Genomic DNA, 25093 nt, shown 5'->3' on the forward strand with positions numbered 1-25093 from the left:
GTAAGCAATAGGCATGGTCACAGCGATCCTGATGTAGTGCAAGCAGGAACCGGCCGGTTGACTGAAAGTAACCTAGGAGTGACGGGGGCGACGAACTGAAGTCTCCGGCGGGTACGCCCGTTATCGCGTCAACGGCTCCCACTTCAAGTGGGGTCCGCAGTAAGGCTGAGTCAGCAATGACTGAGTAAAAATAGGGTGGTAACACGCAACCGCGTCCCTTAGGCACAGGCCTAAGGGACGTTTTTTTGTACCAAAAACTTAGCTAAGCCCTTTAATGATTATCGCTGTCACTGAACTACAAACGAGGAGATAGTTATGGCAATCCATTTTAAATTCCGTCAAGTTATTATTATCGCTTCCCTAATCTTTGGGATGCTGTTTGGGGCCGGAAACTTGATTTTTCCGGTTCACCTGGGACAATTGGCAGGTCAACACTGGTTGCTGGCCAGCAGTGGCTTTTTGCTCTCCGGCGTTTTATTCCCCTTGCTCGCGTTGCTGGCGATCAGCGTCACCCGCGCAACCGGGATCTATGATCTGGCCCGGCCAAATGGGCATTGGTACGCTTTAATTTTCTTAATTTTAGTTCACGCCACCCTCGGGCCCCTATTCGCTACTCCGCGGACGGCTACCGTCCCGTACGCCATTGGGATCGCGCCCCATCTGCCGAGTGCTTGGAATAGTTGGGGCTTGGCGGCATACTCGGCCCTGTTCTTCGGCGCCGTGTATTACTTCTCCGTGCGGGAAACCCACATTACCACGTTGATCGGAAAAATCTTAAACCCCTTATTCTTATTGCTATTATTCAGTATTTTCATCTTGGCTAGTCTGCACCCCTTAGGGGCTACTCAAAGTATCCCGGCTACCGCTCAATATACGGGCCAAGCCTTTACCAATGGTTTCTTACAAGGCTACAACACCATGGATGCTTTAGCCGCCCTAGCGTTTGGGGTTACCGTGATTACCGCGATTCAACAACTGGGTAAGCACCAGCCGCACCAAGTCGCCCTGGCCACTGCCAAAAGTGGTTTGGTGGGGATTGCTGGGATCGGTGCAATCTATTTAGCCCTGACCTGGCTGGGCGCTACCAGTCGCCACCACTTTGCTCTGGCGGCCAACGGAGGCACGACTCTGGCCCAAATTGCCCATTTTTACCTTGGCAACGCGGGGGACGCGATTTTGGCAACGCTGGCCACGGTTACTTGCATGACCAGTGCGATGGGCTTGGTGATCGCCTTTGCCCAAGATTTTCACCGGCGCTTCCCCCGGATTTCTTACCGGGCATTCTTGCGCTTTAACTGTGGCCTGTCCTTTCTTTGCGCCAACTTGGGCTTGGATCAAATCATCACCTGGTCCACGCCGGTCTTGATGTTCTTATACCCCTTGGCTATTACTTTGATTATCTTAGGGCTCTTATCGCCCCTGTTTAAAAATGATCCCTTGGTCTACCGGATCACCACGGCCTTTACCCTCTTCCCGGCTGCCTTTGACATGGCGAATGCCTTGCCTCCAGTCCTGCGGCAAACGGCATTGATTCAAGCCAGCGTCGCCTTTGCCCAGCGGTGGTTCCCCTTCTTTTCCCAGGGCTTAGGGTGGCTGAGCTTTGGCATTTGCGGCTTGGCCTTCGGGTGGCTGATTCACTGGGCGCACCACCAAGCTCAGACTAACCCAACCCTGTCAACTCCTAAAAATTAAGCTGCCCCTTAGTTTGCTGACATATTAAGGCACGCCTAAGCAGCGTCGACCACCCTTTCAGTCGGTTACAAACATAAAAATACGGTCCAAGGCCGTTATTTTAAGGCGAAAGGTTTCTTATCATGCAACTTATCACTTCTTCAGACAGCTAGCAGGTGGTCTGCACTGGAGCCCCATCGTTAACCTGCTCAAGTCGTTCAAAATCAAAACTGGCGCCCACTCAGCAATGCTGAGCCGGCGCCAGTTTTTACTTCACTAAGTGATAGGTTCGATCCCGGTTGCCGCCTTGCTTGGCCAGCCAACCTAGAGCCACGTATTTGTTTAAATAGCGGCGGGTTGTTGCCGCAGATTTCCCCACCAGTTTGACGGCCTCCGGGGTCGTTAAGTACTGATGTTGCTGTAAGTAACGTTCAATCAGGTTCCACGCGGCCTGTTCATTTTTAGCTAATCGCGCATCCCGGACTACCCTTCGCAAAAGTTTATCGCTCATTTTTGTGAGCGATAAACTAACCTTATTCTGATTTACCAAAGAGGGCTGCCATCTTAGCCGCCACCGCTGGGTCGAGGTTATCGGCCAAGGAGCCTGTCGCTTCCGCAGGTTGACTTTGATGACGCTTAATCACCTTTTGGACCTCTTCGATCACCGCTTGGGTCCCGATTTTAATCATGTTGACGCTGATCCGCGCCCCGGCTGCATCGGCATGGCCGCCCCCGCCAAAGTAGTCTTCAGCAAACTTGGCGACATCGACTTGCCCGTTGCTGCGCAAGGAGAGGCTGGTCGGTGAAATCACCATCGCCGCGGCGACGTCCGGGTGTTCCGTAAGCAGGGCGTGAGCAATCTCAGATTTGTAGTCGCTGGCGTAGACAAAGCCCCAGGTCTTACCGTCAATTTTGGCGGTTAAAACATCCTTGAGGTGACTCTTTAAGTAGTGGGCCCGCCGGTCATTTAAAGTCGTGATCAACAATTGGTTGGCCGCCCGGTACTTGGTCCAACTGGTGGCCAACACGGCACTGACAAATTCCGCCGAGTGATCCAGCGGGTAGAACCAGAAGAGCTGGTTGAGTTCATCGGCTGCCTGCCGTTCATCGGCACTCATTTGCGGATCATTTTGCCAGTCCCAGGTATCGTAAGCGCGGATCAATTCCACCACTTCGGCTAGTTCGGCTTGGCGTTCGGCACTGACCTGGCTGAAGTGCGGCTGCGTTTGCAACCAATCCCAAACCAGGCTGGTGGCACTGGGCGTAACGGCCGGATTCTGCGGGGTCACCGCGTTAATGGCGTACTTTTCCCGGGCCGCCGCTTCACTTTCGTGGTGATCAAAGACTAGCCAATGATTGGCAAAGTTGGCATCCAATTGTTGGAAGGTGTAGTCACTGTCCGGGGTCATGTCCATGATGTAAACATCGGTAAACTGCCCGAGGCTTGGGTCACGGAACCACCGCCCCAAAGCAGCGTCAATTTGCCCCGCCCCAATATTTTCAATCTCAAATTCAACGTCCTTAAACATCACGTCGTGCAGAGTTGCTAACAGCAAGGGCCCGCCGAAGCCATCCAAGTCGTTGTGCGAAAAAATTTTAATCCGGGTTTGTGCCATCATATTGCCTCCGTTCATTCGATTGCTTCTATTTTACCGCGTTTGCCACCGGAACAACATGCTTAGCCCTGCCCCTTCAGACTTAATTTTTCGACGTTCAAGACCTTATCGAGCCACCCAGCCGTAAAGGACGCCTCGTGGCTGACCAGGATCAAATTACCACTAAAAGCTTGCAAGGCCTGCTTTAAAGCCTGCTTGGTCTCTTCATCCAAGTGGTTGGTCGGTTCGTCTAAAATCAAGAAGTTGGCCGGCGTTAGTTCCAACAAAGCGAGCTTGACCTTGGTCTGCTCACCCCCAGACAAGAGGTGAAGGGGTTTGACGATATTGGCCGCATTCAAGCCGGCGGCCGCCAACTTTTGGCGGATCGTCTTCGGCAGCATCGTCGGGTACTGGTCTTGAATCACTTGCAAGGGCGTTTGGTTGGGATCATCCCAGAGCAAGTCCTGGTCGAAGTAGGCGATTTTTGCCGACGGCGAAAAGGTCGCCTGACCGCCGAGGGCCTTGATTTCGCCCAGGATTGATTTAATCAGCGTTGATTTCCCAACCCCGTTAAAACCACTGATCAATAACTTTTCACCAGCTGTTAACGAGAAGGTCACCGGCGAAAGCAAAGGCCGGTGGTAGCCCACACTCAGGCGCTCTACCTTGAGGGCGTTAGCCGAACCACTGGCCACGTACGGGAAGTGGAAATGGGCTTGCAAATTATCAGTTGGCGGATCGATCCGTTCCAGCCGGTTGAGCATCTTTTCGCGCGACTTAGCCAGCGTCGACTTCGAGCCCGCCTTGTTCTTACGGATAAAGCGCTCGGCTTTTTCAATCACTACCCGTTGCTTTTCGTATTCCCGCTCCTGGGCCTGCTTGCGCTCTTCTTTTTGGCGCATCGCCTGCTGGAAGCTGCCACGGTACTTGGTGATCTTGCCAAAGGCGACGTCGATAATCGTGTTGGTGACCCGTTCCAAGAAATCATAGTCGTGGGAAATCACCATCGCCGCCCCAGGGTAATCGTTTAGATAACCAATCAGCCACTCAATGTGGGCGGTGTCGAGGTAGTTGGTCGGTTCATCAAGGAGAATCACGTCGGGCTGTTCGAGCAACAGCTTGGCTAAAATCACCTTGGAACGTTGCCCACCACTCATTTCCGCAACCAGGTGATCGGCGCCTAATTCGGTCAAGCCCAACCCGGTCATCACCCGCTCGATCGCCAGGTCAATTCCGTAAAAATCGTGGCCGTCCAGGATTTCTTGAAGGTGCGCCGCTCGATCCATTAAGGAGTCATCCCCGCTGGCCGCATACTGGGCGTAGAGCTGGTTGAGCTCATCATTGACCTGGTAGAGCTCAGCAAAAGCGGTCTTTAAAAAATCGACCAGGGTAATTTCCCGGGAAATATCGACGTATTGATCGAGGTAGCCAATCTTGGTGTGGGGCTGCCACTTGACCTGACCAGCGACCGGTAGGACCTGGCCGATCAAGATCTTGATCAAGGTTGACTTGCCGGCGCCGTTTTGGCCGACCACCCCCATGTGTTCGCCCTTTTCCAGTTGAAAGCTGGCGTCATCATACAATTTTTTCTCGGCGAAACTCATCGTTAGCCCCGCCACATCCAACAGTGCCATTTTTCTCTTCCTTTCTCATTAGGCCTAATTGTTTAATGGTACCACTCTGCCCCGGGCCGTGTACAATCATCCTTTTCCCAACCGCCCCGAATTAGTGCTACAATGAAGCTGAATACCGTTTTGCATAATCCAAAGGGGGTAGAGCATGTCAATTTTGCTGATTTTCGCGAGTCCCCAACCTCACGGGGCCCTCGCCAAGTTGTGTGCGCACTTTACGGCTGGCGCGCAGGCCAGCGGCCAAACCGTGGAACACTTTGACGTCGGCAGTCATCCCATTCCACCACTGCAAACCGATGCGACCGGCGCCTTAGTGGCCCCGCCGGCCCGGTTAACCGCCCTCCAAGCCAAAATTGCGGCGGCCCAGACCGTGGTCTTGGCGACGCCAGTCTACTTATTCGAGATGGATGCCCAATTAAAGGCCGTCATCGACCAACTGGCCGCCCGCACCCCACAACTCCCCGACCAAAAAACCGGGATTTTACTGGCCACCAGCCCCGAACGGGAATTTACCTACCTCAAGTCGGAAATCAAAGCCTGCTTCGACCACTTTGGCTGGCGGTTTGGGGGCCAAATGCTAGCCGCCCAGGTCCCCGACACCCCGAGTGCCGACCTGCGCTTTTACCCCGCGGTCGCTACCGCCTTGGGGCAGAGCTGTCATTAATTTAACCGAGCCCAACCGGCGGAGCTGACCATCAGTCCCGCCGGTTTTATTAGTTTGGCCCCGGCCTACCTGCGACCGCACCTGGGCTTAACTGATTTTGGAATAGCAATTGCAATCACTGAACAGATTCGCTATAATCACACCAATTCTCAGTTAATTTTAATCATATTCACATAAATGAGGTGACCTGCCGTGAAAGCAATTGTAACCACCGTCGGCCAAGATCAAGTCGGCATTATCGCCGGGGTCAGTCAGTACTTAGCCCAAGCCCACATTAATATTTTAGACGTTTCCCAAACCATCATGGCCGGTTACTTCACCATGATGATGGCCGTCGAGGTCCCCGCTGGCGCAGATTTCACCCAGTTAGCCACGGAATTGACCAGCCTTGGTCATACCCTGGGGGTTGAGATCAATATCCGCAACGAGCAGCTGTACCGCGCCATGCACCAATTGGAGGGCTAGCCATGGAATTAGCAAAGATTCAAGAAACACTCCGGATGCTCAACGACGAAAAACTCGATGTCCGCACGATCACGATGGGGATCTCCCTCTTAGATTGTATCGATGCCGACAGTACCCGGGCTTGCCAAAAGATTTACGATAAAATCACCACCAAGGCCGCCCACCTTGTCGAAGTCGGCCAAGCAATCGAAGCGGAATTTGGGATTCCGATTGTCAATAAGCGGGTAACGGTGACGCCAATTGCCCTGATCGCCGCCGCCAGCGAAACGACCGATTACGTCCCCTTTGCGCGCACCCTCGATCGTGCGGCGCAAACCCTGGGGATTGATTTTATTGGCGGCTTTTCGGCCCTGGTCCAAAAGGGCTATCACCAAGGGGATCAACGCTTAATCGCTGCGCTGCCCCAAGCCTTAGCCGAGACTGATTTAGTTTGCGGTTCAGTCAACGTTGGTTCGACCCGCAGCGGGATCAACATGGACGCCGTTGCCGACCTCGGCCAAGCCATTCGCCAGGCCGCCCAGCAAGACGTAATGGCCAACGCCAAATTGGTCGTCTTCTGTAATGCCGTCGCCGATAATCCCTTTATGGCTGGTGGCTTTCATGGGGTCAGTGAAGCCGACGTCGTCATTAACGCCGGCGTTTCCGGGCCCGGCGTGATCAAGGCGGCACTTGAAAAGGTCCAAGGCCAACCCTTAGACGTGGTCGCCGAAACAATTAAGCAAACCGCCTTTAAGGTCACCCGGATGGGGCAATTGGTCGGCAGCCAAGCCGCCCAACGCTTAGGGGTACCCTTTGGGATTGTCGACCTGTCCTTGGCCCCGACCCCCGCGGTGGGTGATTCGGTCGCCCAGGTCTTAGAAGAAATCGGCCTCAGCCAAGTTGGCGGGCACGGGACGACTGCCGCCTTAGCCTTGCTTAATGACGCCGTCAAAAAGGGCGGCATCATGGCTTGCAGCCACGTCGGCGGGCTATCCGGGGCCTTTATTCCGGTATCTGAGGACGCTGGCATGATTGACGCCGTTCAGGCCGGTACCCTGTCGTTGGCCAAGCTGGAAGCGATGACGGCGGTCTGCTCGGTCGGCCTTGATATGATTGCCATTCCTGGCGACACCCCGGCCACCACGATCAGTGCCATGATTGCCGACGAAGCCGCCATCGGGATGATCAATAATAAGACGACCGCCGTCCGCATCATTCCCGTCCCGGGCAAGCAAGTTGGTGACACCGTGGAATTCGGCGGCTTGCTGGGCCATGCGCCAATCATGGGCGTCAATCCGGCTTCTGCCGCCGCCTTGATCGAACGGGGCGGCCAAATTCCGGCGCCGATTCATAGTTTTAAGAACTAGTTTTCCGCCAACTTTCGGTTCCTTAACTAGCGGGAAGATGCCGACTTGATCTTTCATTAAATTACCGGTTAATTTGTCAGCGGTTTTACGAATTAACCGGTTTTTCTTTTGATCAATCCCCTTCTTAAAAAGAAATATAGTCCGTTGCTTTCTAAAATGTTTATAACCAAATTATGAACCACACTTGAAAACCGCCGTCGGATACGCCAACTGAGCGTTTGTTGCTTACTTCTCCGCTGGCCTATAAAGCTTGCTTCAGAACAGCCATTCAGTCCGCAACCCTTCCTGGTTAAAATTTAAAAATTCTTAAAGGGATGGTCATCAATCCGCCAGGGACATTTCCCCGCCATTTGCGCCGCTTTCCCCAAGCATGTTACGGTGGTTAAGGAAAATTTCACAAATCACTTGGCTCAAAAGGAGAAATTATTTTGACATACCTATTGGCAAACCCACTAACCTACATTATTCTCGGCATGATAATTCAACACCTAATCGCCCCACGGCTTAAATGGCGCTACGGGATTGCCATCTTGCCCACGTTCATCGTGATTTTTGGCATCTATGCGGTCGCAAGCCAGCGCACTTCTTACCTTGGCCTGCTTGGCTATTTGGCCATTGCAATCATCTTTTTGCTGATGGCGTATACTTCGCGAGACGATTTACGGAAGAAAAACCAGGCTTAATTAACGCCAAAAGCACCGCTTAAACTGCCCTTGGGGGCCCTTTAAGCGGTGCTTTTACGCAATTAAGATAACTAACACGGTTAATCCACTTTCACATCCGCGTTGACCTCAGCGGCTACCGCTAGGTCCGGGCCATCGACCCGGGCGGCGACTGCCCAAACGTAGAAGAAGAGCGAGGCAACGATAATTACCAAGAAGTCGTATGGATACTTGAGGAAATCGTGGCCGCCAAAGCCACTGCTCCCGAGGTAAGAGACGACTGAAATAAAGACCAGGTAGGCCAAGAGCCAGCCCGCCCCTTGCAGCTGTTGTTTTAACGGGACCCGGTTGTACTTGCGGTCGTAGTAGAAGTAGATTGGCAACCCCAATAAGACGATCCCGATCACTTCGACCGTCGTCGGCCACATCGCCCAGTAAATTACCAAGCCGGTCAAGACAAAGGAGAGCGGCGCAACCCAGCGCAAGTGCTTGGAATGAAAGGGCCGCTTAAAGCCCGGCCGCATTTTGCGCAGGGCCACGGCGGTTACTGGGCCGGTCGCGTAGGCGACAAAGGTCGAAATCGACACCACCGTCGCTAACTTGCTCCAATCGCGGAAGAAGTAGACCAGCACCATCGCCAAGGCTAAATCAGCCAGCATGGCAAAGCGCGGAATCATGTAACGGCGGTTTAACCGGCCGACCCAGGCCGGCAAATTGCCGTTGCGCGTCATCGCCGCCAAGGTCCGCGAAGCCGTCGCCACAAAGGTCACCCCGGTCCCAAACGGTGAGACAAAGGCGTCGACGTACAAGAGCAAGGACAGCCAGTGCAAGCCCAACAAAATCGCTAGGTCAGCAAAAGGCGAGGCGAAGTTAACACCGTGCCAGCCGACCTGAGCCAAGGTCGCCGGAGACACCGCCCCGATAAAGGCGACTTGCAAGAGGATGTAGATAACCGCCGTAATCGTCAACGACAGCCAGACCCCGCGAAAGATATTCTTTTGCGGGTTAACCATTTCCCCGGCCATGTTAATCACAGTTTGAAAGGCGTCGTAGGACAGGATGATCCCGGAGACGGCGACCGCCTCAAAGATCCCCCGCGTCCCGTAGGGCATAAAGGTTGCGGTACTATGGCCGAAATTGCCCGGGTGAAAGCCGACCCAGATCAAGGTCAAAATCGTCAAACTCGGGATCAAAAGCTTAAAGACCGCCACCAGGCTGGTAAAGCGGGTCAAGAGCTTGACCGACCAGAAATTAATCAAGGTAAAGACGATCATAATCAAATAAACACCGAGCAACCCCGCGGTGGTAATCGCCCCGTCGGCCATTAAATGGCGGGTCCAATTGGCCCAGCCCCAAGGCCAAGTACTCATGTATTGAACACAGGCGACCGCTTCAATCGGCAAGAGGGTCACCAAAGAAACCCAGTTGGCCCACGCGGCCATAAAGCCCAAGAGGGGGCCGTGACTGTACTGGGCAAAGCGGCTCATGCCACCGGATTCGGGAAACATCGTCCCTAATTCGACGTAGTTAAAGGCAATCAGAATCATGATGACCGCCCCAATAATCCACGAAATCACCGCGGCGGGACCCGCTACCCGGGCCGCCGCACCGGAGCCAAACAGCCAGCCCGAGCCAATCAAAGAGCTCAAGGCCAGCATGACCCCGGCAAATAAACTAATTTTTGTTTGGCGCATCTGTTTTCCTCTCTTCTCAACTTATGGATCGCAAAATAATATTATAGCACCGCTAAATTTAAAAGAAAAAAGCCGCCCGGCCGGACCGCTTTAACTTAGTCACAATCACCATTTTGGCAGCCGCACAGCTTTTTCAGCGGGAAGGGGCGCTGCCAATAAAAGCCCTGTTGATAATGGCAGCCTTGCTTGAGCAGGGCTTCGGCCAGGAGTTGGTCTTCAATCCCTTCCACGACCAAATCCAAGTTGCGGCTCGCCGCCAGCTCCTGCCAAGCCCGGGCAAAGAGCAGTTTACTCTGCTGGTCGCGGCGTTGGAACAGCAAGAGGGAAAATTTGATCCGACTCAGGTAAGTCGAATTATCAATTACCGCTTGTAAGCTGTTGTAGCCCGACCCGACATCATCCAAGCTGATCGCAAAGCCCAGGTTTTGGGCCCGCGCCAAGAGACGGCCGAAGTTGGCTGCCGCGTCAAAGCTGCTCTCGTTGCGTTCGGTGATTTCAATGTTGATCTGCGGACCGACCTGGCGCAATTGGGCTAAGTAATCCCAGACATCCGGGTAGTGAAACTGCCAAGGATCAATGTTAACGTCAATCGTCAAGCGAGGCTGATGATCCGCAAAGTGGGCCAATTGAGCAAGCATCCATTGCCGCAACGCCTGCCGGGCACTGGCCGTGGCCGTCGTCGCATACAATTCCTGGGGCAACAAGGGCCGGCCGCCTTTTTTCCGCAATAAGACCTCGTAGTCACACGGCTGGGCCGCCTCCAACGTCGTCACCTGGTAAATTGGCTGGCAATACAACTCTAACTGCTCAATCAACCCCATTTTTTTACCCCCTCTTGACCAAGAAGAACCTGGTCGGTGATTCGCCGATCTCGAGCTGGGTCAAGAAACAGTGCACCGTCGCAAGTTGGTGATCAATTTGGTCAAAGAAATACTCACCCAGCTTTTCAAGGGACGGATTTTCCTGATCAAACGGCGGTACAAGGTTTAGAAATTGGCCTTGCAATGGGTCAATGATCGTTTGAATCTGCTCTTCAATCTCGTTGAATCGAATAAAATGTTCATCGCTGCCCCGCGCGACTTGGCAAATCAACTCCCAGGTATGGGGGTGTTCTTCCCCCATTTGGTTGTTCCACCGCATCGCGTGGCTGGCGTTTAAGTAAAAATGCAAGCGGTAGCTGTACCGTTTTTCCATTTTCTTCACTCCTTAGCAATTTTAACAGGTTTAAGACCGTTTTTGACCCCTTTTTCGCCAATTGCCCGGGACTTTTTTCGCCGGGGTCGCCGGACTTAAGCCATTGATCAGCCCTGACAAGCGGAACAGGTCGGTCACCAATTGATAAAGCGGCAAGGTAAAAAAGGTCCACCAGTGGCGATCACAATAGTTGCGTTCCGTCTTATCAAACCGCAGATAAAATAAGACGTTGCTCAAATTTAAGCCGGCAATCCACAAATACAGCAAGTAAACTATGGCAAACGAAAGGCCCACCAACCGTCCCGGATAGCCCAGCCCTAACAATAAGCCCCCCATCACCAACCAGGCAACTTTCAAAAGGGCCATCGTGTGATCCAAGAGTAAGCGCCGGACCAAGAAATTGGCAAAGAGCCCCGTTAAACTCAGCTTGGTCGCCAAAAAAGCCCGGATCACTTCGATTTCACCCCGTTGCCACCGTTGGTATTTCGCGTTGAGCGCGGCCCAGTTCGGCGCTGGGGGCGCGTAAAAGACCGCCGTCGGGCATAGAATCACTTTGCCCTTCAAGTAGTAGCGGATTTGAAAGGCCATGTCGGTCGCCACCCCAACCGTCTCAACACTGTACATCCGGCTTTGCATCAAAGCCGAACGGCGAAAGGCCGCCAAGGCCCCCGACAGGGTGATTAACTGGTCGGTTTGTGATTCGGCCGTTCGCCCCGCCAAAAAGGCAATCGCGTGGGCCAAATACTCACTGTGGTGCATCCAACGGTGGTGGCGATCAGCTTCAATCAACTTGCGGTTGCACAAGACGGCCCCGGTCTGGGCTTGGACCGCCGGATCCAGCATAAAGTTGTGAATGAAATTCTTTAAGGCGTGTTTGCCCAACAGCCCGGTACTGTCCATCGTGACTACGTAGTCCCCACTGCTGGCATAGATCGCCATGTTCAACGCCTGGGCCTTGCCCCGCTGCGGCCCTTCCAGCCACTGCAGGCGCAAATCGCGCAATTCTTTTTGCATGGTTTGGTAGACTTGCCAGCTCTGGTCGGTACTTTGGTTATTGGCACAGATCACCGTAATCAATTCATTGGGGTAGTCACAGCGGGCAATCGAACGCAAACACGCAGCCAGGGTGTCCGCAGCATTATAGACCGGTAAAATAATCGTCACTTGGGGCATCCGACCGGGAACTTCCCCACTGGGGACGGCAACCGGCTTGAAATGAATGTGCCACCAGCCCCACAGGGCTACTAACAATTCAAACAGAGCGGGAATTACTAGCCAGGCCGTCCAAAAGCCCATCTGAAGCAAGGTTTCTTGGATCATTATTTGCCTCCGTAATTAAAGCGCACCGTCCCCGGCCGGGTCAGCTGGGCCTTGGTAAAGACGTAGTAATACAAAGGAATGATTAACCCGTAAAACAGCCCCCGCCCAACCAAAGCGTGGGCCCACCAAAAGGCCGCGCTGCCCTGGGTGGCCAACAGCAACGCGACGACCGTCAAGCGTAAAACGTTGGCTAGGGCCAGCCAGCCCAAGCCGATCACGGTCCACTTTACGCGGTGCCGCCAGGTATAGAGGGGGAAGAACCATAACAAGCCCAGGTAAACGATGCTTTCCATTAAGCCGGTGCATTCATAGTCCACGGCCAAGATGCTCAACCCCGTCGGTCCCGGGATGTTCAACAGCGGCGCGCCCGGCGTACCGGTGTAGCAGCCGCTGAGGGTCCCAACGCCCCCGACTACCCGGGCCAAGACCTGCGCCCAAGCTTGCGCGAGCGGCCCGGTCAAGGCGCCGGTCAGAAAAATCATCAGTCCCAAACTGCCCAACCAAAACCTAACAGCCCGCTGGCCCGACCACTTACTACTGACGAAGGCTGCCAGCCAAATCAGCAAGCCCAGGCCGATTAACCATAATTTCATCATCTACCCACCTGCTTTCGTCGTCCCCACCAGCTACCACCTAGCACGAGCCCCAAGCCAACCAGGCTTAGCCAGCCCCCACTGGGCGCCCCGTGATAGCTGATTCCTTGCTGAGCATTGAGGGTCGGGTGGTTAAAATACCAACTGGTAGCCGGGCTGGCCAGGGTGCCTTGTTTCCCAATCGCCGCGAGGGGCAAAGCCATGCGCAGGGTTTCGCGCCCCTGGTGATCCCGCCGGACGTAGGCCCCCCGCTTAACAAAACGGAGCGTCCAATTGTGCCGGACATCGACCACTTGAACGGTTAAAAAGGTCCGTTGGCCGGGCTGGAGGGTTTGCAACCGGTGGGTCGGGTGGCGACTGACGCCGTTGGTCAAGTTCAAGACGTACTGCCGGTGGTTAACGGTCAAGCGGTAGCCTTGGGCCAACAAGGGCTGGGCCGTTTGCCCCGCAACTTGGAGGTAGACGTTGCGCTGGTCAACGGCTAATTTGGCCTTGACGGCCGGTTGCTTGGCCCGGTGCCAACCGTCAGCTTGGTACGGCCGCCAGGTCGCCGCATCGGTCAGCTTAACCCGGTCGGTCGGCTGGGGCTGAAAGGTCCCCTGGCGGGCCTGCCAGAGCGGCGCCGGCTGCCCCCACGCCGCCTGGCCGCATACTGGCCCCCACGTCAGCCCCAATAAAACTGCTACCAGCATTAGTCCGCCCCGTCCCGTCTTCATTCCGCAACCTCCTTTGCCTGCGGTTGATTAAAGATCCGCACCTGATTGCGGCCATGCCTTTTGGCCGAATACAAGGCCTGATCAGCCCGCTCAAAGACTGGCCCCAGCTTTTCACCGGCTTGCCAGAAGGTGATCCCCGCCGAAAAAGTCAACCGCAGCCGTTCGCCCTGGTGGGTAAAGAAGGGCTGGGCGGCAAAGATCCGTTGGTCGGTCTTGAGCCGATCGACCACCTCGTGGAAGCGCTCGGCCCTGACGTTGGTAAAGACAATGCAAAATTCCTCGCCCCCGTAGCGGAAGACCCGGGCGCTGACGTGTTTTTCATTTTGCATTGCTGCCGCCAAAAAATTGGCCAAGTACTGGAGGGCTAAGTTCCCAGTGACGTGACCATAACGATCATTGACCGACTTAAACCGGTCGACGTCGATCACCGCAATCGCGACATCCCCTTCCCAAGTCGCCGCTTGTTCCGTGTAGTCAACCAAGGAGCGGTAATTGCCCAGCCCCGTTAATTCATCAAACAAGCTATTGTGATAGGCTTGCTTGTAGAGGTTGATGTTTAACAATTCCTGTTCAAATAAGTAACGGTAGACCACTAAGATCAATAGCGTCCCGCAGGTCAGTTCTACGGCGTGGTGGATCGGGACGTTTAAGGTCGTTACATCAATCTCGTTCAACCAGTACATGACGTAGGGGCCCCCAATGTTTAAAATCAGCATCTGAATCGTCATGCTGATCGTCGACCCCCGCGAAGCCAAGCGGCTGCCTAAGACAGTCACAAGCATAAACAGCAGCCAGCCGACCCACAGACTTTGGTAAATCACGGGTCGACTGCCCATTAACACCAAGCAACTGTTCACTACAAACGGCGTCAAGCACGCCACGTAGGCCCCATAAACCCCCGTGTTCAAGAGGTTATACATTAAGATAGCAATGACGTACTGGTAAAAACAATAATCCGTCAGCTGGTAGGACATGAAGGTAATCACGTACTCTTGCACCAAAAAGACCACCGTCACGATTAAAAACTGCCACGGCCAACTGTGCTTGACCAAGGTCCGTTCGTACAGGGTGTAATTTCCCATGATAAAGGCCGTAATCACGAGGGGAATGATTACCACAATTGTTATGTATCCTGGCATCTCAGTCACCTACCCGGCTTAAATGCATACCCCAGCAATTACCATTGTCACTATCGGTCCCATCCATTTGCAAAATCCTCCCTTAGCCGGACCAACTAGAACACAGGCTGACCCGACAGTGTGATTAATTAACTTATAATTGGCCCACTTATTTTAATTTTTTATCATTTGATTGTCAAACGCTCCACCATGGCGCAACTGCGGCCGCGCGGCCTGTCAACCCGTTAGTCCCCCGCCTTTCCGTCCCTTTTCAGCGCGTGGGCTTTGCTTTGTTAAGTTTTCACCGCCAAATCGGTAAAATAAAAAGGTTCGCCCCCCGCAATTAGAGTGACGAACCCTGTTTTTCGGCCATTTATTTTTTCCGCCGGAATTTAACCGTCAGATACGAAGTGATGATAAAGACCACCACAAAGATTGCAATATCAATCAACATTTTAGTGCCCCACTTAGTCGGCTAAGGCGGCGCGAACTTCAACTTCCGTTGGGATCGAAGGCATGGCCCCCATCTTTTGGACCGTTAAGCTGGACGCCCGTTGCGCGTAAACCAAGGCGTCGGCAACGTTGCTCAAGTCGGTCGCTAATTGCGAAGCCAAGGCCCCAATAAAGGTGTCCCCCGCGGCCGTCGTGTCGACTGCCTTGACTTTAAAGGCGGGTACCATTCCGTGGCCGTGCGGCGTGCAGTAGAAGACGCCCCGCGAACCAAGGGTGATCAAGAGGTTGTTGACCCCGTGTGCCTTAAAGTAGTCCGCCGTTTCAAGCATTGCGGCTTCACTGTCGACGGCAATCCCGGTTAAGACTTCGCTTTCGCTTTCGTTGGGAATAACCACGTCCGTAACCGCTAATAATTCCGGCAGAATTTCCTTAGCCGGCGCTGGGTTCAAGATCGTCGTGACCCCGTGGGCCTTGGCTTGCTTAAAGGCCGCTGCCGTGACTGCTTGCGGCGTTTCAAATTGGGCAATCAAGAAGTCACAGTCCTTAAACAGGTCGTCAGTCCCCTTCAACAAACTTTCGTCCATTCCGAAGTTGGCGCCGGCGTACACCATAATATCGTTTTGGCCGTTGGCATCAAGGGTGATGATCGCCGAGCCCGTCCCGTGGCGCGGATCATTTTGTAAGAACTTGGTGTCGATTCCATCTTCTTGCAGGGCTTCGCGCATGAACTTCCCTTCGTTGTCTTCACCGACCATCCCGATAAAGGCCACTTGCGCCCCCGACCGGACGGCGGCAACAGCTTGGTTAGCCCCCTTGCCCCCTGGGGCCGAGCTCTTATCGTTGGCCGAAATAGTTTCCCCCGGTTGTGGGAAACGGGTCACATGATAGGTCGTATCCAGGTTTAAACTCCCTAAGACAGCAATTTTCTTGGTCATCAGGCTTCCTCCTTTATGGTGCCACGTTTCTTTAGTAAAAGCTTTTAGCTAATTTCATTACCAATTTACCAGCGGACTTGTCCCTTGACAAGCGCTTCTGCAATCTTCTTTATTTTACCCGGTTTCCCGGGAAATGAAAAGCCGCCCAGGACGCAACCCGGACGACTGGTTTGGTTATTCAGCTAATTTGCGGTCCAAATAATGGGCTAGTTTTTCCTTGGGGTACAGGCCGGTGACCTTTTCCTTGGCCACCCCATCCCGGAACAACACTAAGCTTGGGATACTCATAACCTTGTAGCGCTGCGGAATGGCCGCGTCCTGTTCGACATCAAATTTAACAAACTTGATCCGGTCCCCGTATTCAGCTTCTAATTGCGCTAAGACCGGAGCCATCATCTTGCACGGGCCACACCAGTCCGCCCAAAAATCCACCAAGGTAATGGGCCCCGCTAATTGGTCATCAAAATTGGCGGGTGTTGCTTCAATTGCCATTTACTTTTCTCCTTTACTGTGTTGATTCCGCCGCAAAAAGTGTACCCCGATCGTAGCCGCGAAGATCAAGAGGATGAAAATCCCAAAGATTCCGGACGGAATTTCAATGTCAATCATTGGCACCGTCAAGAATAATTTGACGGCAATCACGGCGATCAAGAAGTAGGCCATCGGTTCCAATTCTGGCACCTTGCGCATCAATTTCATGATCACTTCAGCGATCCCCCGCATACACAAGATCCCAATCAAACCCCCGATCAAGACGATCACCGGATTGTTGGAAACGGCCAGGGCCGCCAAGACCGAATCAATCGAAAAAACGATATCGGTAAACTCAATTTGCGCCACCACCGCCCAAAAACGCTTGCGCCCGGTGAGTTTACCGGCCAAATTGCGCTTTTGTTTGTGGATCGGTCGCTTACCGAAAAACTTAACGTGGAAGAAGCGATACGACATGTAGAGCAGGTAGGCTGCCCCTAAGGCCTTGATTTCCCAGAAGTGAATCAAGTAGGTCCCGATCCCGATCACTAAGAACCGGAACAGGTAGGAACCCCAAATCCCGTAAAACAAGGATTCTTCTTGTTCACGCAGCGTGGGCAAGACCCGGGTCTGGGCGGCTAACACCACCGCGTTGTCAACCGACAACAGACACTCCATCATCACCAACGATAAGATAATCAGCCAGTCCTGGCCTGACGTCACGACCATCTTCCAATTTGCTAAATCAAAAAACGGTCCGTAAAGTTGTTGTAAAAGTGACAATTAGATCCCCCTTTAATTATTTTGGTTGCCATAATTTTACCAAATCCGGCGGAAAAGCGGTAGGCAAAGGTACCCAAATTGTCTCTTTTTGCTTGGAAAAAGGAAGGACGAGGTCCTGTTTGACCCCGTGCAACAACATCCGCGGCCCGCCCCCCGGGGCGTAGAGGGGATCGCCAACAATCGGGTGGCCGCTATAAGCTAAGTGCACGCGCAACTGGTGGGTGCGGCCAGTATGCAGCGTTAAGTAGACCAGACTGGTCGTCGCCGTGGTCGCCACCACCTGGTAGGTCGTCTGCGCGGGCTGGGCGTTGACCCCATTGACCTGCCGTTTGCGCCGGTCCTGTGGATCACGGCCAATCGGCCAGGTTAATTCCCCCCGCGGGGCCGGGAAATGCCCAGTCACAACAGCTACATAGGCGCGGTGCATCAAACCGGCACTGAGGTAGCGATCCAAAATCGGCACCACCACCGGATTTTTCGCCACCAACATCGCCCCACTGGTCGCTTGATCCAAGCGGTGGACCATAAACGCCCCAGTCTGTGGCTGATTCGCCAGGTAGCCGGCCACCGCATTCAGCGCCGTCCCGGTTTCGCCGGGTTGGTTGGGGTGACTTTTTTGGCCGGCCGGCTTATCGATCACCAGCACGTCCCGATTTTCAAAGAGGATGGTTGGCTGAGCGTTGGGGGTTGGTAAATAGTTGGACGTTGCCGTCCGGAATTCATCGCCGTTGAATTGCAACCGAACGTGCGCCCCAGCGTCAACACGCTCATTCATCGACTGGTACTGGCCGTTGACCAGGACTTGCCGGCGTACCCGTAAATAGTGCACAAACCGGTGGGGCAGCCACCAAGTCTGTTCTAAGAGCGTTCGCAATGGTTGGTCCCCTTGTTCAGGTGGGACGATTATTTCAAGTTGCCCCTGCCAAGCTGTCATTTCATCGGTCCTTTCCATTTATTTCCCGGGAAATCCTAGTGAATCATTGATCTGACTTTACATTTGCCCCAAATCAGTGTTGAATTAATAAGGAAAACAACGTTTCGGAGGTGGGGTCAATGTTAAGTTCAGTAAAAATCAACACGCACGGTCACTGGGTCAGTGTCTTTGAGCCCCTCCCCCGGGAACGCCAGGACCTGTACGAAAAATATGAAGTCACCCCGGCCTTGCTCGATTACGCGATTGACCCCTACGAAAAAGCCCGGGTCGAAATTGATCGCGACGCTGGCGTGACCCTGCTGATTTTTGACGTCTACGTTCCCAACCATAAACTCTCGGCGCCCCAAACCGCCCCGGTCGGGATCATGTTGACCCATAATAACGTCTTGACCTTTACCAATGCCCAAACCAACTTTGTCAACGGCCTGATCGCCGAGCACTTGCGGCAATTGCGCAACAAGGGGCCGATTGCGGATCAATTCGACTTTATCTTGCCGATCCTCTACCACCTGTCGACCAATTACTTTGGGCCGATCCGGCGCGCGGACGCCAAACGTCAGCAAATCCAGCGCAGCCTCCAGGACCGGACCGAACGCAAGGCAATCAGTGACTTTCTGGAAATTGAGACCGGCCTGGTCTACATTCTAACCTCGCTGCAGGGTAACGTCTCCCTACTGCAAGAATTTCGCCGCCGTTTTAGCGGTCAAATGAGCCAACGGCAAAAAGACGACTTAGACGACGTCATCATCGAAGCCCAGCAAGGACTGGAAATGGCGCAAATGACGTCCAACGTCTCCGCTCGGGTCTCCGATGCTTACAGCAAGGTCCTAGATTCCAACTTGAACCAAACGATGAAGTTTCTCACGATCTTTTCGATTTTGCTCTCGATCCCGCCAATCATCTCGGGTTTTTACGGTCAAAACGTCAAAACCCTCCCCTTCGCCCAGGGCGACTGGTCCTGGCAAATCACGATCGGGATCACCCTGTTGTTCATGGGGATTGCCTTAGCCCTAATGCTTAACCGGCGGTGGTGGAAGTAGGCAGGCCTATGTCGCGCACCAAACACTCCTTCAGCACGACCGCTTGATTATGGCGCTCATCATTGGCCCCAAAGAGTAAGATCACGTCCTGAACTGGTAATTGAGCTTGCACGCGGGCCTTTAATTCCTGGTAAGCCGGGTTGGCGGCCAGCTCAGCCTGGTAGCGGGCCGCAAAACGGGGGTATTTTTCAGCCGTGTGGTTAAACCACTTGCGCAAGTCGGGACTGGGCGCCACTTCCTTACACCACCAGTCCAAGTGCGCGTTGGCCTTGCTGATCCCACGGGGCCAGAGTCGGTCAACCAGGATGCGGTAACCGCCTTGGTCGCCCGCTTGGGTATAGATGCGCGCTAATTTAATTGTTGTCATTTTGCTGCTTCCTTTCTAGCGAGGTTCACTAATGTTAACTGATTACCAACGTTTTTTCACCGCTCGGCCCACCACGACAATCGCCCAGGACTTATTAGGGCGCTTGCTGATCTACGATGGTCCGCAAGGGCGCCTTGGTGGGTGGATTGTCGAAACCGAAGCCTACTTAGGGGTTAACGATTCGGCCTCCCACGCCGCCAACGGTCGCCGCTCCAATTACAGTGAGTCCTTATACGGCCACCCCGGGGATATCTACCTTTACCAAATCCGCGGGCACTTTTGCTTTGACATCGTGGCGCAAGCCGCTGGCGAACCACAAGGGATTTTAATCCGCGGGTTGGAACCCGTCCTCCACCCCGAAATCATGGCGGCCAATCGCCACCAGAGCGGCCCGAACGTCAGCAACGGTCCCGCAAAACTAGTGGCCGCCCTAGGGATCCACTCCCGGGCCCTGGATGGCCAACCGATGGCGACCAGTCCCCTGTTTGTTGATTTAGCCCAACGCCAAGTCCCGGCGGCTATTACCACCACGGCTCGGATCGGCATGAATCCGACCGGCAAGGACAGTGCGGCCCCGCGCCGCTTTTATGTGACGGGCAACCCCTATGTTTCGGGGATGAAAAAGCGCGCGATGGACCTGACCCACCACGGCTGGCAAGTGGCTGCTAAAAATGACGATGCCTGAGGGCACCGTCATTTTTTATTTGGTCAGGGCCGCTTCGATCACATCCGCAATCCGTTGGCTGGCGTGCCCATCTCCGTACGGGTTGGCCGCTTGGCTCATCTGCGCGTAAGCGGCCGGATCCGTCAACAATTGTTTAATGGCCTGGTAGATCGTGGTTTCCGTCGTTCCGACCAGCTTCAAGGTTCCGGCGGCCACCCCTTCCGGACGTTCCGTCGTATCGCGCATCACCAGGACTGGTTTGCCCAGGCTCGGGGCCTCTTCTTGGATCCCACCGCTGTCGGTCAAAATCAAGTCCGCCCGGGCCATGAAATTGTGAAAGTCAACCACGTTAAGGGGTTCAATCAAATGCACGCGGGGATCATCACCGAAGACGGCCGTTGCGGCTTGCCGCACGACCGGGTTTAAATGAATTGGGTAAATCACGCGCACGTTGGGCGTCTCATCGACAATCCGCTTGATTGCGCGGAACATGTGGTGCATGGGCGCGCCCAGGTTTTCGCGCCGGTGGGCGGTCAAGAGGATCAAGCGGTTAGCGCCGACCCAAGTCAGTTCCGGGTGGTGATAGTCGGCGCGGACCGTGGTTTGCAAGGCATCAATCGCCGTATTCCCCGTCACATAAATCCGCGCCGGATCCTTGCCTTCCTTTAACAGGTTGGCTTGGGCCTGCTGGGTGGGAGCAAAGTGATATTGGGCCGCGATCCCGACGGCTTGCCGGTTGTATTCTTCGGGAAACGGTGACGCCAAATTATAGGTCCGCAAACCCGCTTCCACGTGGCCCACCGGAACTTGGGCGTAAAAGGCCGCTAAGCTGGTGGCAAAGGTCGTCGTGGTGTCACCATGGACCAGGACCAAATCCGGTTGTTCGGTCTGTAAGACTGCCCGCATCCCCAATAAGACCCGGCTGGTGATGTCGGCTAAATCTTGGCCCGGCTTCATAATCTTTAAGTTGAGGTCCGGGACAATCCCAAACACCTCGAGGACCTGTTGGAGCATTTCCTTATGTTGACCCGTCACGCACACCCGGACGGTTAAACCCGGCCGCCGTTTTAATTCGTTGACCAAGGGGGCCATTTTAATTGCTTCTGGTCGGGTCCCAAAGACCAGCATCACTTTCTTCATTGTTTCTCGTTCCTTCCAAGTAATCACGCTTTATTTTAGCACGGTTGCTTGGAAAACGAAAAAACCGCTGCTGATAGTTCAGCAACGGTTGGCCTTGCTTAGTCGCGGCTGTAGTTTGGCGCGTCCTTGGTAATTTGCACGTCGTGTGGGTGCGATTCCCGTAAGCCGGCGTTCGAGATTTGAACAAATTGGGCATTGTCAATCAGGCTTTGGATGTCCGCAGCCCCGCAGTAGCCCATCCCACTGCGCAGGCCGCCGACCATTTGGAAGATGATGTCGGCCACGTCACCCTTGTATTCCACGCGGGCTTCAATCCCTTCCGGCACCAGCTTGTTGGCTTCGTTGACCCCACCTTGGAAGTAACGGTCAGACGAACCATGAGATTGGGCCATTGCCCCGACGGAACCCATCCCCCGGTAGGCCTTGTACTTCTTGCCGTGGTCTTCAAAGACTTCGCCTGGGGCTTCCGTCGTCCCGGAGAACATCGACCCCAGCATGACCGCATTCCCACCAGCGGCAATCGCCTTGACGATGTCACCAGAGTACTTGATCCCCCCGTCGGCAATGATCGGCTTGCCATATTCCTTGGCTGCCGTTGCTGCGTCATAGATGGCCGTAATTTGTGGAACCCCGACCCCGGCAACGACCCGGGTCGTGCAGATCGAACCTGGGCCGATCCCAACTTTAACCACGTCGACCCCGGCTTCAAAGAGGGCCCGGGTCGCGTCACCAGTAGCAACGTTGCCGGCGATCAATGTTTGGTCAGGATAGTGGGCGCGAATTTCCTTGATCTTACGCAAAACCCCGGCGGAGTGACCGTGGGCCGTGTCGATCACGATCGCATCAGCCCCGGCTTCAAAGAGGGCTTCAGCCCGTTCAAAGGTGTCGGACGTGACCCCTACGGCGGCGGCCACTAACAACCGGTTTTGGTCATCCACGGCGGCCTTGGTGAAGTTCCCAGTTAAGGCGACCCCCTTAACGTTAGCGACTTCACTGGCTTGGGCTTGGATCGACATGTTCTTGTGCACGACCCCTAAGCCCCCTTGCAGCGCCATGGCGATGGCCATCGAACTCTCCGTCACCGTGTCCATCCCGGCACTGATGAATGGCAGGTTTAACTTCAAGTTCTTTGCCAATTGAACGCTGAGGTCCACTTCGTTTGGCAAGACGTGACTTTCGGCTGGAATCAAAAGTACATCATCAAACGTAATTCCCTTTTTCACGAACTTTGTTTCCCAACTTGACATTAATCTTACACTCCCTCATGAATTAATTAGCCATTAGGATACTCGGATTTTCGGCCTTCGTCAAGGAAAAGTTTTCGTCTTCCCCCGAAGTTAGGCGTCAGGGTTCAACCGCGGCTCTTCGCGGCTAGTTTGTTCGGTCTTACGGATGTTGGCAAGGAAGCTGTGGCAATTGTTTAAGGTAACGTTCGGCCTCCCAATTAGAAACGGGCTGACGAATCAGTTACAACTGCTCGTCAGCCCGTTAGTTATCAATTAGCGTTTGTTTTGCCGTGGTTGGCCCCCAAACAGGGCGTTGGCAATGTTGAACTTGGTCCGTAAGTACAGGTCCCCAGCAAAGGCCGCCAGCCCGAGGATTACGTAGGCCCACTTGTTCAGCTGTGGGTTGATCGCATCCGGCAGCATCGTCGCCAGCCCGTAGACGGCCATCCAAGTGACCAGCCCGAGGACAATCACACTGACCCGGTACCACATTGGCCGCTTTTCTTGGCTCCCATCGGCCTTGACTTTGGGCCGAATCATCTTCATCAAGAAGCCGAATAAGGCCCCCCCGGCCAAGGCTACCAGGATAATTGCCGTAATCCCGGCGTTCCCGTTATGCGACTGCATTGACAAGGCCTTCGGTGAAGTAAAGGCTAAGACCCCGAACATGATTGCAAAGATGGCGAAGAACATCAAGGCGTTGTCGGCCGCCAACAACCAGGTATTGGTATTAACTTGGCGTTCCACTTCTTCTTTCTTCGGGTGCAGCAACTCGTGGGCGTAGGCCATCGGGGTCCCAAACAACCCCTTGGCGGTCTTAGCGTCCTTTTGCCCTGCCAATAATTGCTCAACCGTGGCTTGCAGCCATTCGGCCTTCTTGTCGGCGGGCGCGCCCTGGGCTTCCAATTGCTTGTTCAATTGGAACATAAACTCTTCGTTCTTGCGGGTCAGCCCGGCATCCGCAAAGGCCCGCCCGGTTGCTTGTTGGGCCGCCTTGTGGTGTTGTTTTTGCCGCTGGCCCGCCGCGGCATTGCGTGGTTGTTCACTCAAAAGTTTTCTCCCCTTGTTCGTTAATTTCTCTGTACCTGCTTAGACATTGAAGCGGAATTCCACGATATCCCCGTCTTGCATGACATAGTCTTTCCCTTCCAAACGCAGCTTCCCGGCTTCTTTAACCTTCGCCGGGGACCCGTATTCATCCAGATCGGCAAAGGACATCACTTCGGCCCGGATAAAGCCCCGTTCAAAATCGGAGTGAATAATCCCGGCCGCTTGTGGCGCCTTGGTCCCGCGCTTAAAGGTCCAAGCCCGGGTTTCCTTGCCCCCGGCCGTAAAGAAGGTTTCTAAGCCCAAGAGCTTGTAAGCAGCCCGAATCAGCCGGTTCAGCCCTGGTTCTTCGACGCCTTCCATTTCCAAGAAGTCCTTCTTTTCGTCATCGTCCATTTCCGCGATCTGTTCTTCCGCGGCAGCAGACACCCCGATCACTTCACCTTCGCCGTTGACGTGTTCGCGAATCGCCGCCATGTACTTGTTGCCATCGGGATCAGCCATGTCATCTTCGGCAATGTTGGCGACATACAAAATCGGCTTGGTCGTCAACAAGAAGAGTCCCTTGACAATCTTCTTTTCGTCATCGGAAAAATCAATCGTCCGCGCACTCTTGCCGTCTTCTAAGACCGGCTTGAGCTTTTCTAGGACCGCCAGTTCGGCCAAAGCGTCCTTGTCGCGCCCCTTAGCGGCCCGTTGCACCTTGGCCAACCGGTTGTTGACGGCCTCTAAGTCGGCCATGATCAATTCCAGGTTGATCGTATCAATATCATCAATCGGGTCGACTTTCCCGGTCACGTGGGTAATATCATCATCATCAAAGGCCCGGACCACGTGCACGATTGCGTCAGTTTGGCGAATGTTTTCCAAGAACTTGTTACCCAAGCCTTCGCCCTTGGACGCCCCCTTGACGATCCCGGCAATATCGGTAAATTCAAAGGTCGTCGGCACGATCTTTTGGGCCGGAATCAATTCATCAATCCGGGCCAAGCGGTCGTCGGGGACTTCCACCATCCCCACGTTGGGTTCAATCGTGGCAAAGGGGTAGTTGGCCATTTCCGCCCCGGCCTTAGTAATCGCGTTAAAAAGGGTTGACTTCCCGACGTTTGGCAACCCAACAATCCCTGCAGTTAATGACATAATTTAATCCTTCCTTTTTCGCCTTAGGCCTCTTGGTCCGCGGCTTTTTCCAATACTTTCTTGATGCGTTTGTTAAAGTGGTAGCGGTCCATCATCACGATATGCCCGCACCCCGTACACTCAATTTTCATGTCGGCACCGACCCGGATGATTTTCCACCGGTTGACCCCACACGGGTGTTGCTTTTTCATCATCACGATGTCGTTCAATTCGTAATCCAGCAT

At 54.2% G+C, this 25093-nt stretch carries 27 protein-coding genes; 7 read left to right on the top strand and 20 right to left on the bottom strand.

The annotated features are described in order from the left end of the window. Positions 1-315 precede the first annotated feature (315 nt). A complete protein-coding gene (gene brnQ / locus FC43_RS08530) occupies positions 316-1692 on the top strand; it encodes a branched-chain amino acid transport system II carrier protein (RefSeq protein ID WP_056955361.1) in 1377 nt (458 codons plus the stop codon). Between the two features lie 247 nt (positions 1693-1939). On the opposite strand, the gene FC43_RS08535 is transcribed toward brnQ, so the two are convergent. The 3 genes from FC43_RS08535 to FC43_RS08545 all read right to left on the bottom strand — a co-directional run bounded on the left by FC43_RS08535 (position 1940) and on the right by FC43_RS08545 (position 4900). Beyond that, positions 1940-2167, bottom strand: a complete 228-nt coding sequence (locus tag FC43_RS08535; RefSeq protein ID WP_162258997.1) for a DeoR family transcriptional regulator — start codon at positions 2165-2167, stop codon at positions 1940-1942. Positions 2168-2204: 37 nt separating this feature from the next. Then, on the bottom strand, positions 2205-3287 hold the full coding sequence (locus tag FC43_RS08540) for a DHHA1 domain-containing protein (RefSeq protein ID WP_056955362.1): 1083 nt from the start codon (positions 3285-3287) through the stop codon (positions 2205-2207). A 62-nt stretch (positions 3288-3349) separates the two neighbouring features. After that, positions 3350-4900 carry an ABC-F family ATP-binding cassette domain-containing protein gene (locus FC43_RS08545; RefSeq protein WP_019206411.1) on the bottom strand — a complete coding sequence of 517 codons (1551 nt, stop codon included), beginning with the start codon at positions 4898-4900 and terminating at the stop codon, positions 3350-3352. Between the two features lie 145 nt (positions 4901-5045). On the opposite strand from FC43_RS08545, the gene FC43_RS08550 reads away from it, so the two are divergent. The 4 genes from FC43_RS08550 to FC43_RS08565 all read left to right on the top strand — a co-directional run bounded on the left by FC43_RS08550 (position 5046) and on the right by FC43_RS08565 (position 8055). Continuing rightward, on the top strand, positions 5046-5561 hold the full coding sequence (locus FC43_RS08550) for a flavodoxin family protein (protein ID WP_019206410.1): 516 nt from the start codon (positions 5046-5048) through the stop codon (positions 5559-5561). Between the two features lie 192 nt (positions 5562-5753). After that, positions 5754-6026 (top strand): ACT domain-containing protein, encoded by a 273-nt coding sequence (locus tag FC43_RS08555; RefSeq protein ID WP_056955363.1) that lies wholly within the window; start codon positions 5754-5756, stop codon positions 6024-6026. Positions 6027-6028: 2 nt separating this feature from the next. Continuing rightward, positions 6029-7372, top strand: coding sequence for a PFL family protein (locus FC43_RS08560; RefSeq protein ID WP_056955364.1), 1344 nt, complete (start codon positions 6029-6031; stop codon positions 7370-7372). Between the two features lie 428 nt (positions 7373-7800). Then, entirely contained in the window at positions 7801-8055 is a 255-nt protein-coding gene (locus tag FC43_RS08565; RefSeq protein ID WP_056955365.1) for a hypothetical protein, read from the top strand. Between the two features lie 80 nt (positions 8056-8135). Here FC43_RS08565 and FC43_RS08570 read toward each other — a convergent pair whose 3' ends face one another. From FC43_RS08570 to FC43_RS08620, 11 genes are all read right to left on the bottom strand, one after another. Next, positions 8136-9728 (bottom strand): APC family permease, encoded by a 1593-nt coding sequence (locus FC43_RS08570; RefSeq protein WP_056955366.1) that lies wholly within the window; start codon positions 9726-9728, stop codon positions 8136-8138. Between the two features lie 95 nt (positions 9729-9823). Further along, complete coding sequence (locus FC43_RS08575) at positions 9824-10549, bottom strand: EAL domain-containing protein (RefSeq protein WP_056955367.1); 726 nt, start codon at positions 10547-10549, stop codon at positions 9824-9826. Between the two features lie 4 nt (positions 10550-10553). After that, positions 10554-10922 (bottom strand): 6-carboxytetrahydropterin synthase, encoded by a 369-nt coding sequence (locus tag FC43_RS08580; RefSeq protein WP_056955368.1) that lies wholly within the window; start codon positions 10920-10922, stop codon positions 10554-10556. A 30-nt stretch (positions 10923-10952) separates the two neighbouring features. Beyond that, positions 10953-12242 carry a TIGR03111 family XrtG-associated glycosyltransferase gene (locus FC43_RS08585; RefSeq protein ID WP_056955369.1) on the bottom strand — a complete coding sequence of 430 codons (1290 nt, stop codon included), beginning with the start codon at positions 12240-12242 and terminating at the stop codon, positions 10953-10955. Then, positions 12242-12835 (bottom strand): exosortase family protein XrtG, encoded by a 594-nt coding sequence (gene xrtG / locus FC43_RS08590; protein ID WP_056955370.1) that lies wholly within the window; start codon positions 12833-12835, stop codon positions 12242-12244. Before xrtG ends, FC43_RS08585 begins: the two co-directional genes overlap by 1 nt. Next, the gene (locus FC43_RS08595; RefSeq protein WP_056955371.1) at positions 12835-13551 is read right to left on the bottom strand and encodes a hypothetical protein; all 717 of its coding nucleotides are present in this window, start codon (positions 13549-13551) and stop codon (positions 12835-12837) included. Before FC43_RS08595 ends, xrtG begins: the two co-directional genes overlap by 1 nt. After that, positions 13548-14690: a GGDEF domain-containing protein gene (locus FC43_RS08600; RefSeq protein ID WP_082611489.1), complete on the bottom strand. Its 1143-nt coding sequence runs from the start codon at positions 14688-14690 to the stop codon at positions 13548-13550. The genes FC43_RS08595 and FC43_RS08600 overlap by 4 nt, the downstream gene beginning before the upstream one ends. A 446-nt stretch (positions 14691-15136) precedes the next feature. Continuing rightward, positions 15137-16057, bottom strand: a complete 921-nt coding sequence (gene rbsK, locus FC43_RS08605; RefSeq protein WP_056955373.1) for a ribokinase — start codon at positions 16055-16057, stop codon at positions 15137-15139. A 174-nt stretch (positions 16058-16231) separates the two neighbouring features. Continuing rightward, positions 16232-16549 (bottom strand): thioredoxin, encoded by a 318-nt coding sequence (gene trxA, locus FC43_RS08610; protein WP_056955374.1) that lies wholly within the window; start codon positions 16547-16549, stop codon positions 16232-16234. Beyond that, positions 16550-17311, bottom strand: coding sequence for a TerC family protein (locus FC43_RS08615; RefSeq protein WP_019206397.1), 762 nt, complete (start codon positions 17309-17311; stop codon positions 16550-16552). It abuts the gene before it with no gap. Positions 17312-17327: 16 nt separating this feature from the next. After that, positions 17328-18245: an RluA family pseudouridine synthase gene (locus tag FC43_RS08620; protein ID WP_056955375.1), complete on the bottom strand. Its 918-nt coding sequence runs from the start codon at positions 18243-18245 to the stop codon at positions 17328-17330. A 119-nt stretch (positions 18246-18364) separates the two neighbouring features. Here FC43_RS08620 and FC43_RS08625 point away from each other — a divergent pair, with 119 nt between their 5' ends. Next, complete coding sequence (locus FC43_RS08625; protein ID WP_019206395.1) at positions 18365-19285, top strand: magnesium transporter CorA family protein; 921 nt, start codon at positions 18365-18367, stop codon at positions 19283-19285. On the opposite strand, the gene FC43_RS08630 is transcribed toward FC43_RS08625, so the two are convergent. Beyond that, positions 19263-19652 carry a DUF488 domain-containing protein gene (locus tag FC43_RS08630; protein ID WP_056955376.1) on the bottom strand — a complete coding sequence of 130 codons (390 nt, stop codon included), beginning with the start codon at positions 19650-19652 and terminating at the stop codon, positions 19263-19265. The two genes, FC43_RS08625 and FC43_RS08630, sit on opposite strands and share 23 nt — an antisense overlap. A gap of 31 nt (positions 19653-19683) precedes the next feature. On the opposite strand from FC43_RS08630, the gene FC43_RS08635 reads away from it, so the two are divergent. After that, positions 19684-20337, top strand: coding sequence for a DNA-3-methyladenine glycosylase (locus FC43_RS08635; protein WP_056955377.1), 654 nt, complete (start codon positions 19684-19686; stop codon positions 20335-20337). A 15-nt stretch (positions 20338-20352) separates the two neighbouring features. On the opposite strand, the gene wecB is transcribed toward FC43_RS08635, so the two are convergent. From wecB to FC43_RS08660, 5 genes are all read right to left on the bottom strand, one after another. Continuing rightward, positions 20353-21456, bottom strand: a complete 1104-nt coding sequence (gene wecB / locus FC43_RS08640; protein WP_056955378.1) for a non-hydrolyzing UDP-N-acetylglucosamine 2-epimerase — start codon at positions 21454-21456, stop codon at positions 20353-20355. A gap of 98 nt (positions 21457-21554) precedes the next feature. Further along, positions 21555-22703: an IMP dehydrogenase gene (gene guaB, locus FC43_RS08645; protein ID WP_056955379.1), complete on the bottom strand. Its 1149-nt coding sequence runs from the start codon at positions 22701-22703 to the stop codon at positions 21555-21557. A 252-nt stretch (positions 22704-22955) separates the two neighbouring features. Beyond that, positions 22956-23732 (bottom strand): DUF1129 domain-containing protein, encoded by a 777-nt coding sequence (locus tag FC43_RS08650; RefSeq protein ID WP_019206390.1) that lies wholly within the window; start codon positions 23730-23732, stop codon positions 22956-22958. Between the two features lie 39 nt (positions 23733-23771). Then, positions 23772-24869 (bottom strand): redox-regulated ATPase YchF, encoded by a 1098-nt coding sequence (gene ychF / locus FC43_RS08655; protein ID WP_019206389.1) that lies wholly within the window; start codon positions 24867-24869, stop codon positions 23772-23774. 23 nt (positions 24870-24892) lie between these two features. Beyond that, the gene (locus FC43_RS08660; protein WP_019206388.1) at positions 24893-25093 is read right to left on the bottom strand and encodes a DUF951 domain-containing protein; all 201 of its coding nucleotides are present in this window, start codon (positions 25091-25093) and stop codon (positions 24893-24895) included.

Source organism: Limosilactobacillus ingluviei DSM 15946 (assembly GCF_001435775.1).
Classification (GTDB): domain Bacteria; phylum Bacillota; class Bacilli; order Lactobacillales; family Lactobacillaceae; genus Limosilactobacillus; species Limosilactobacillus ingluviei.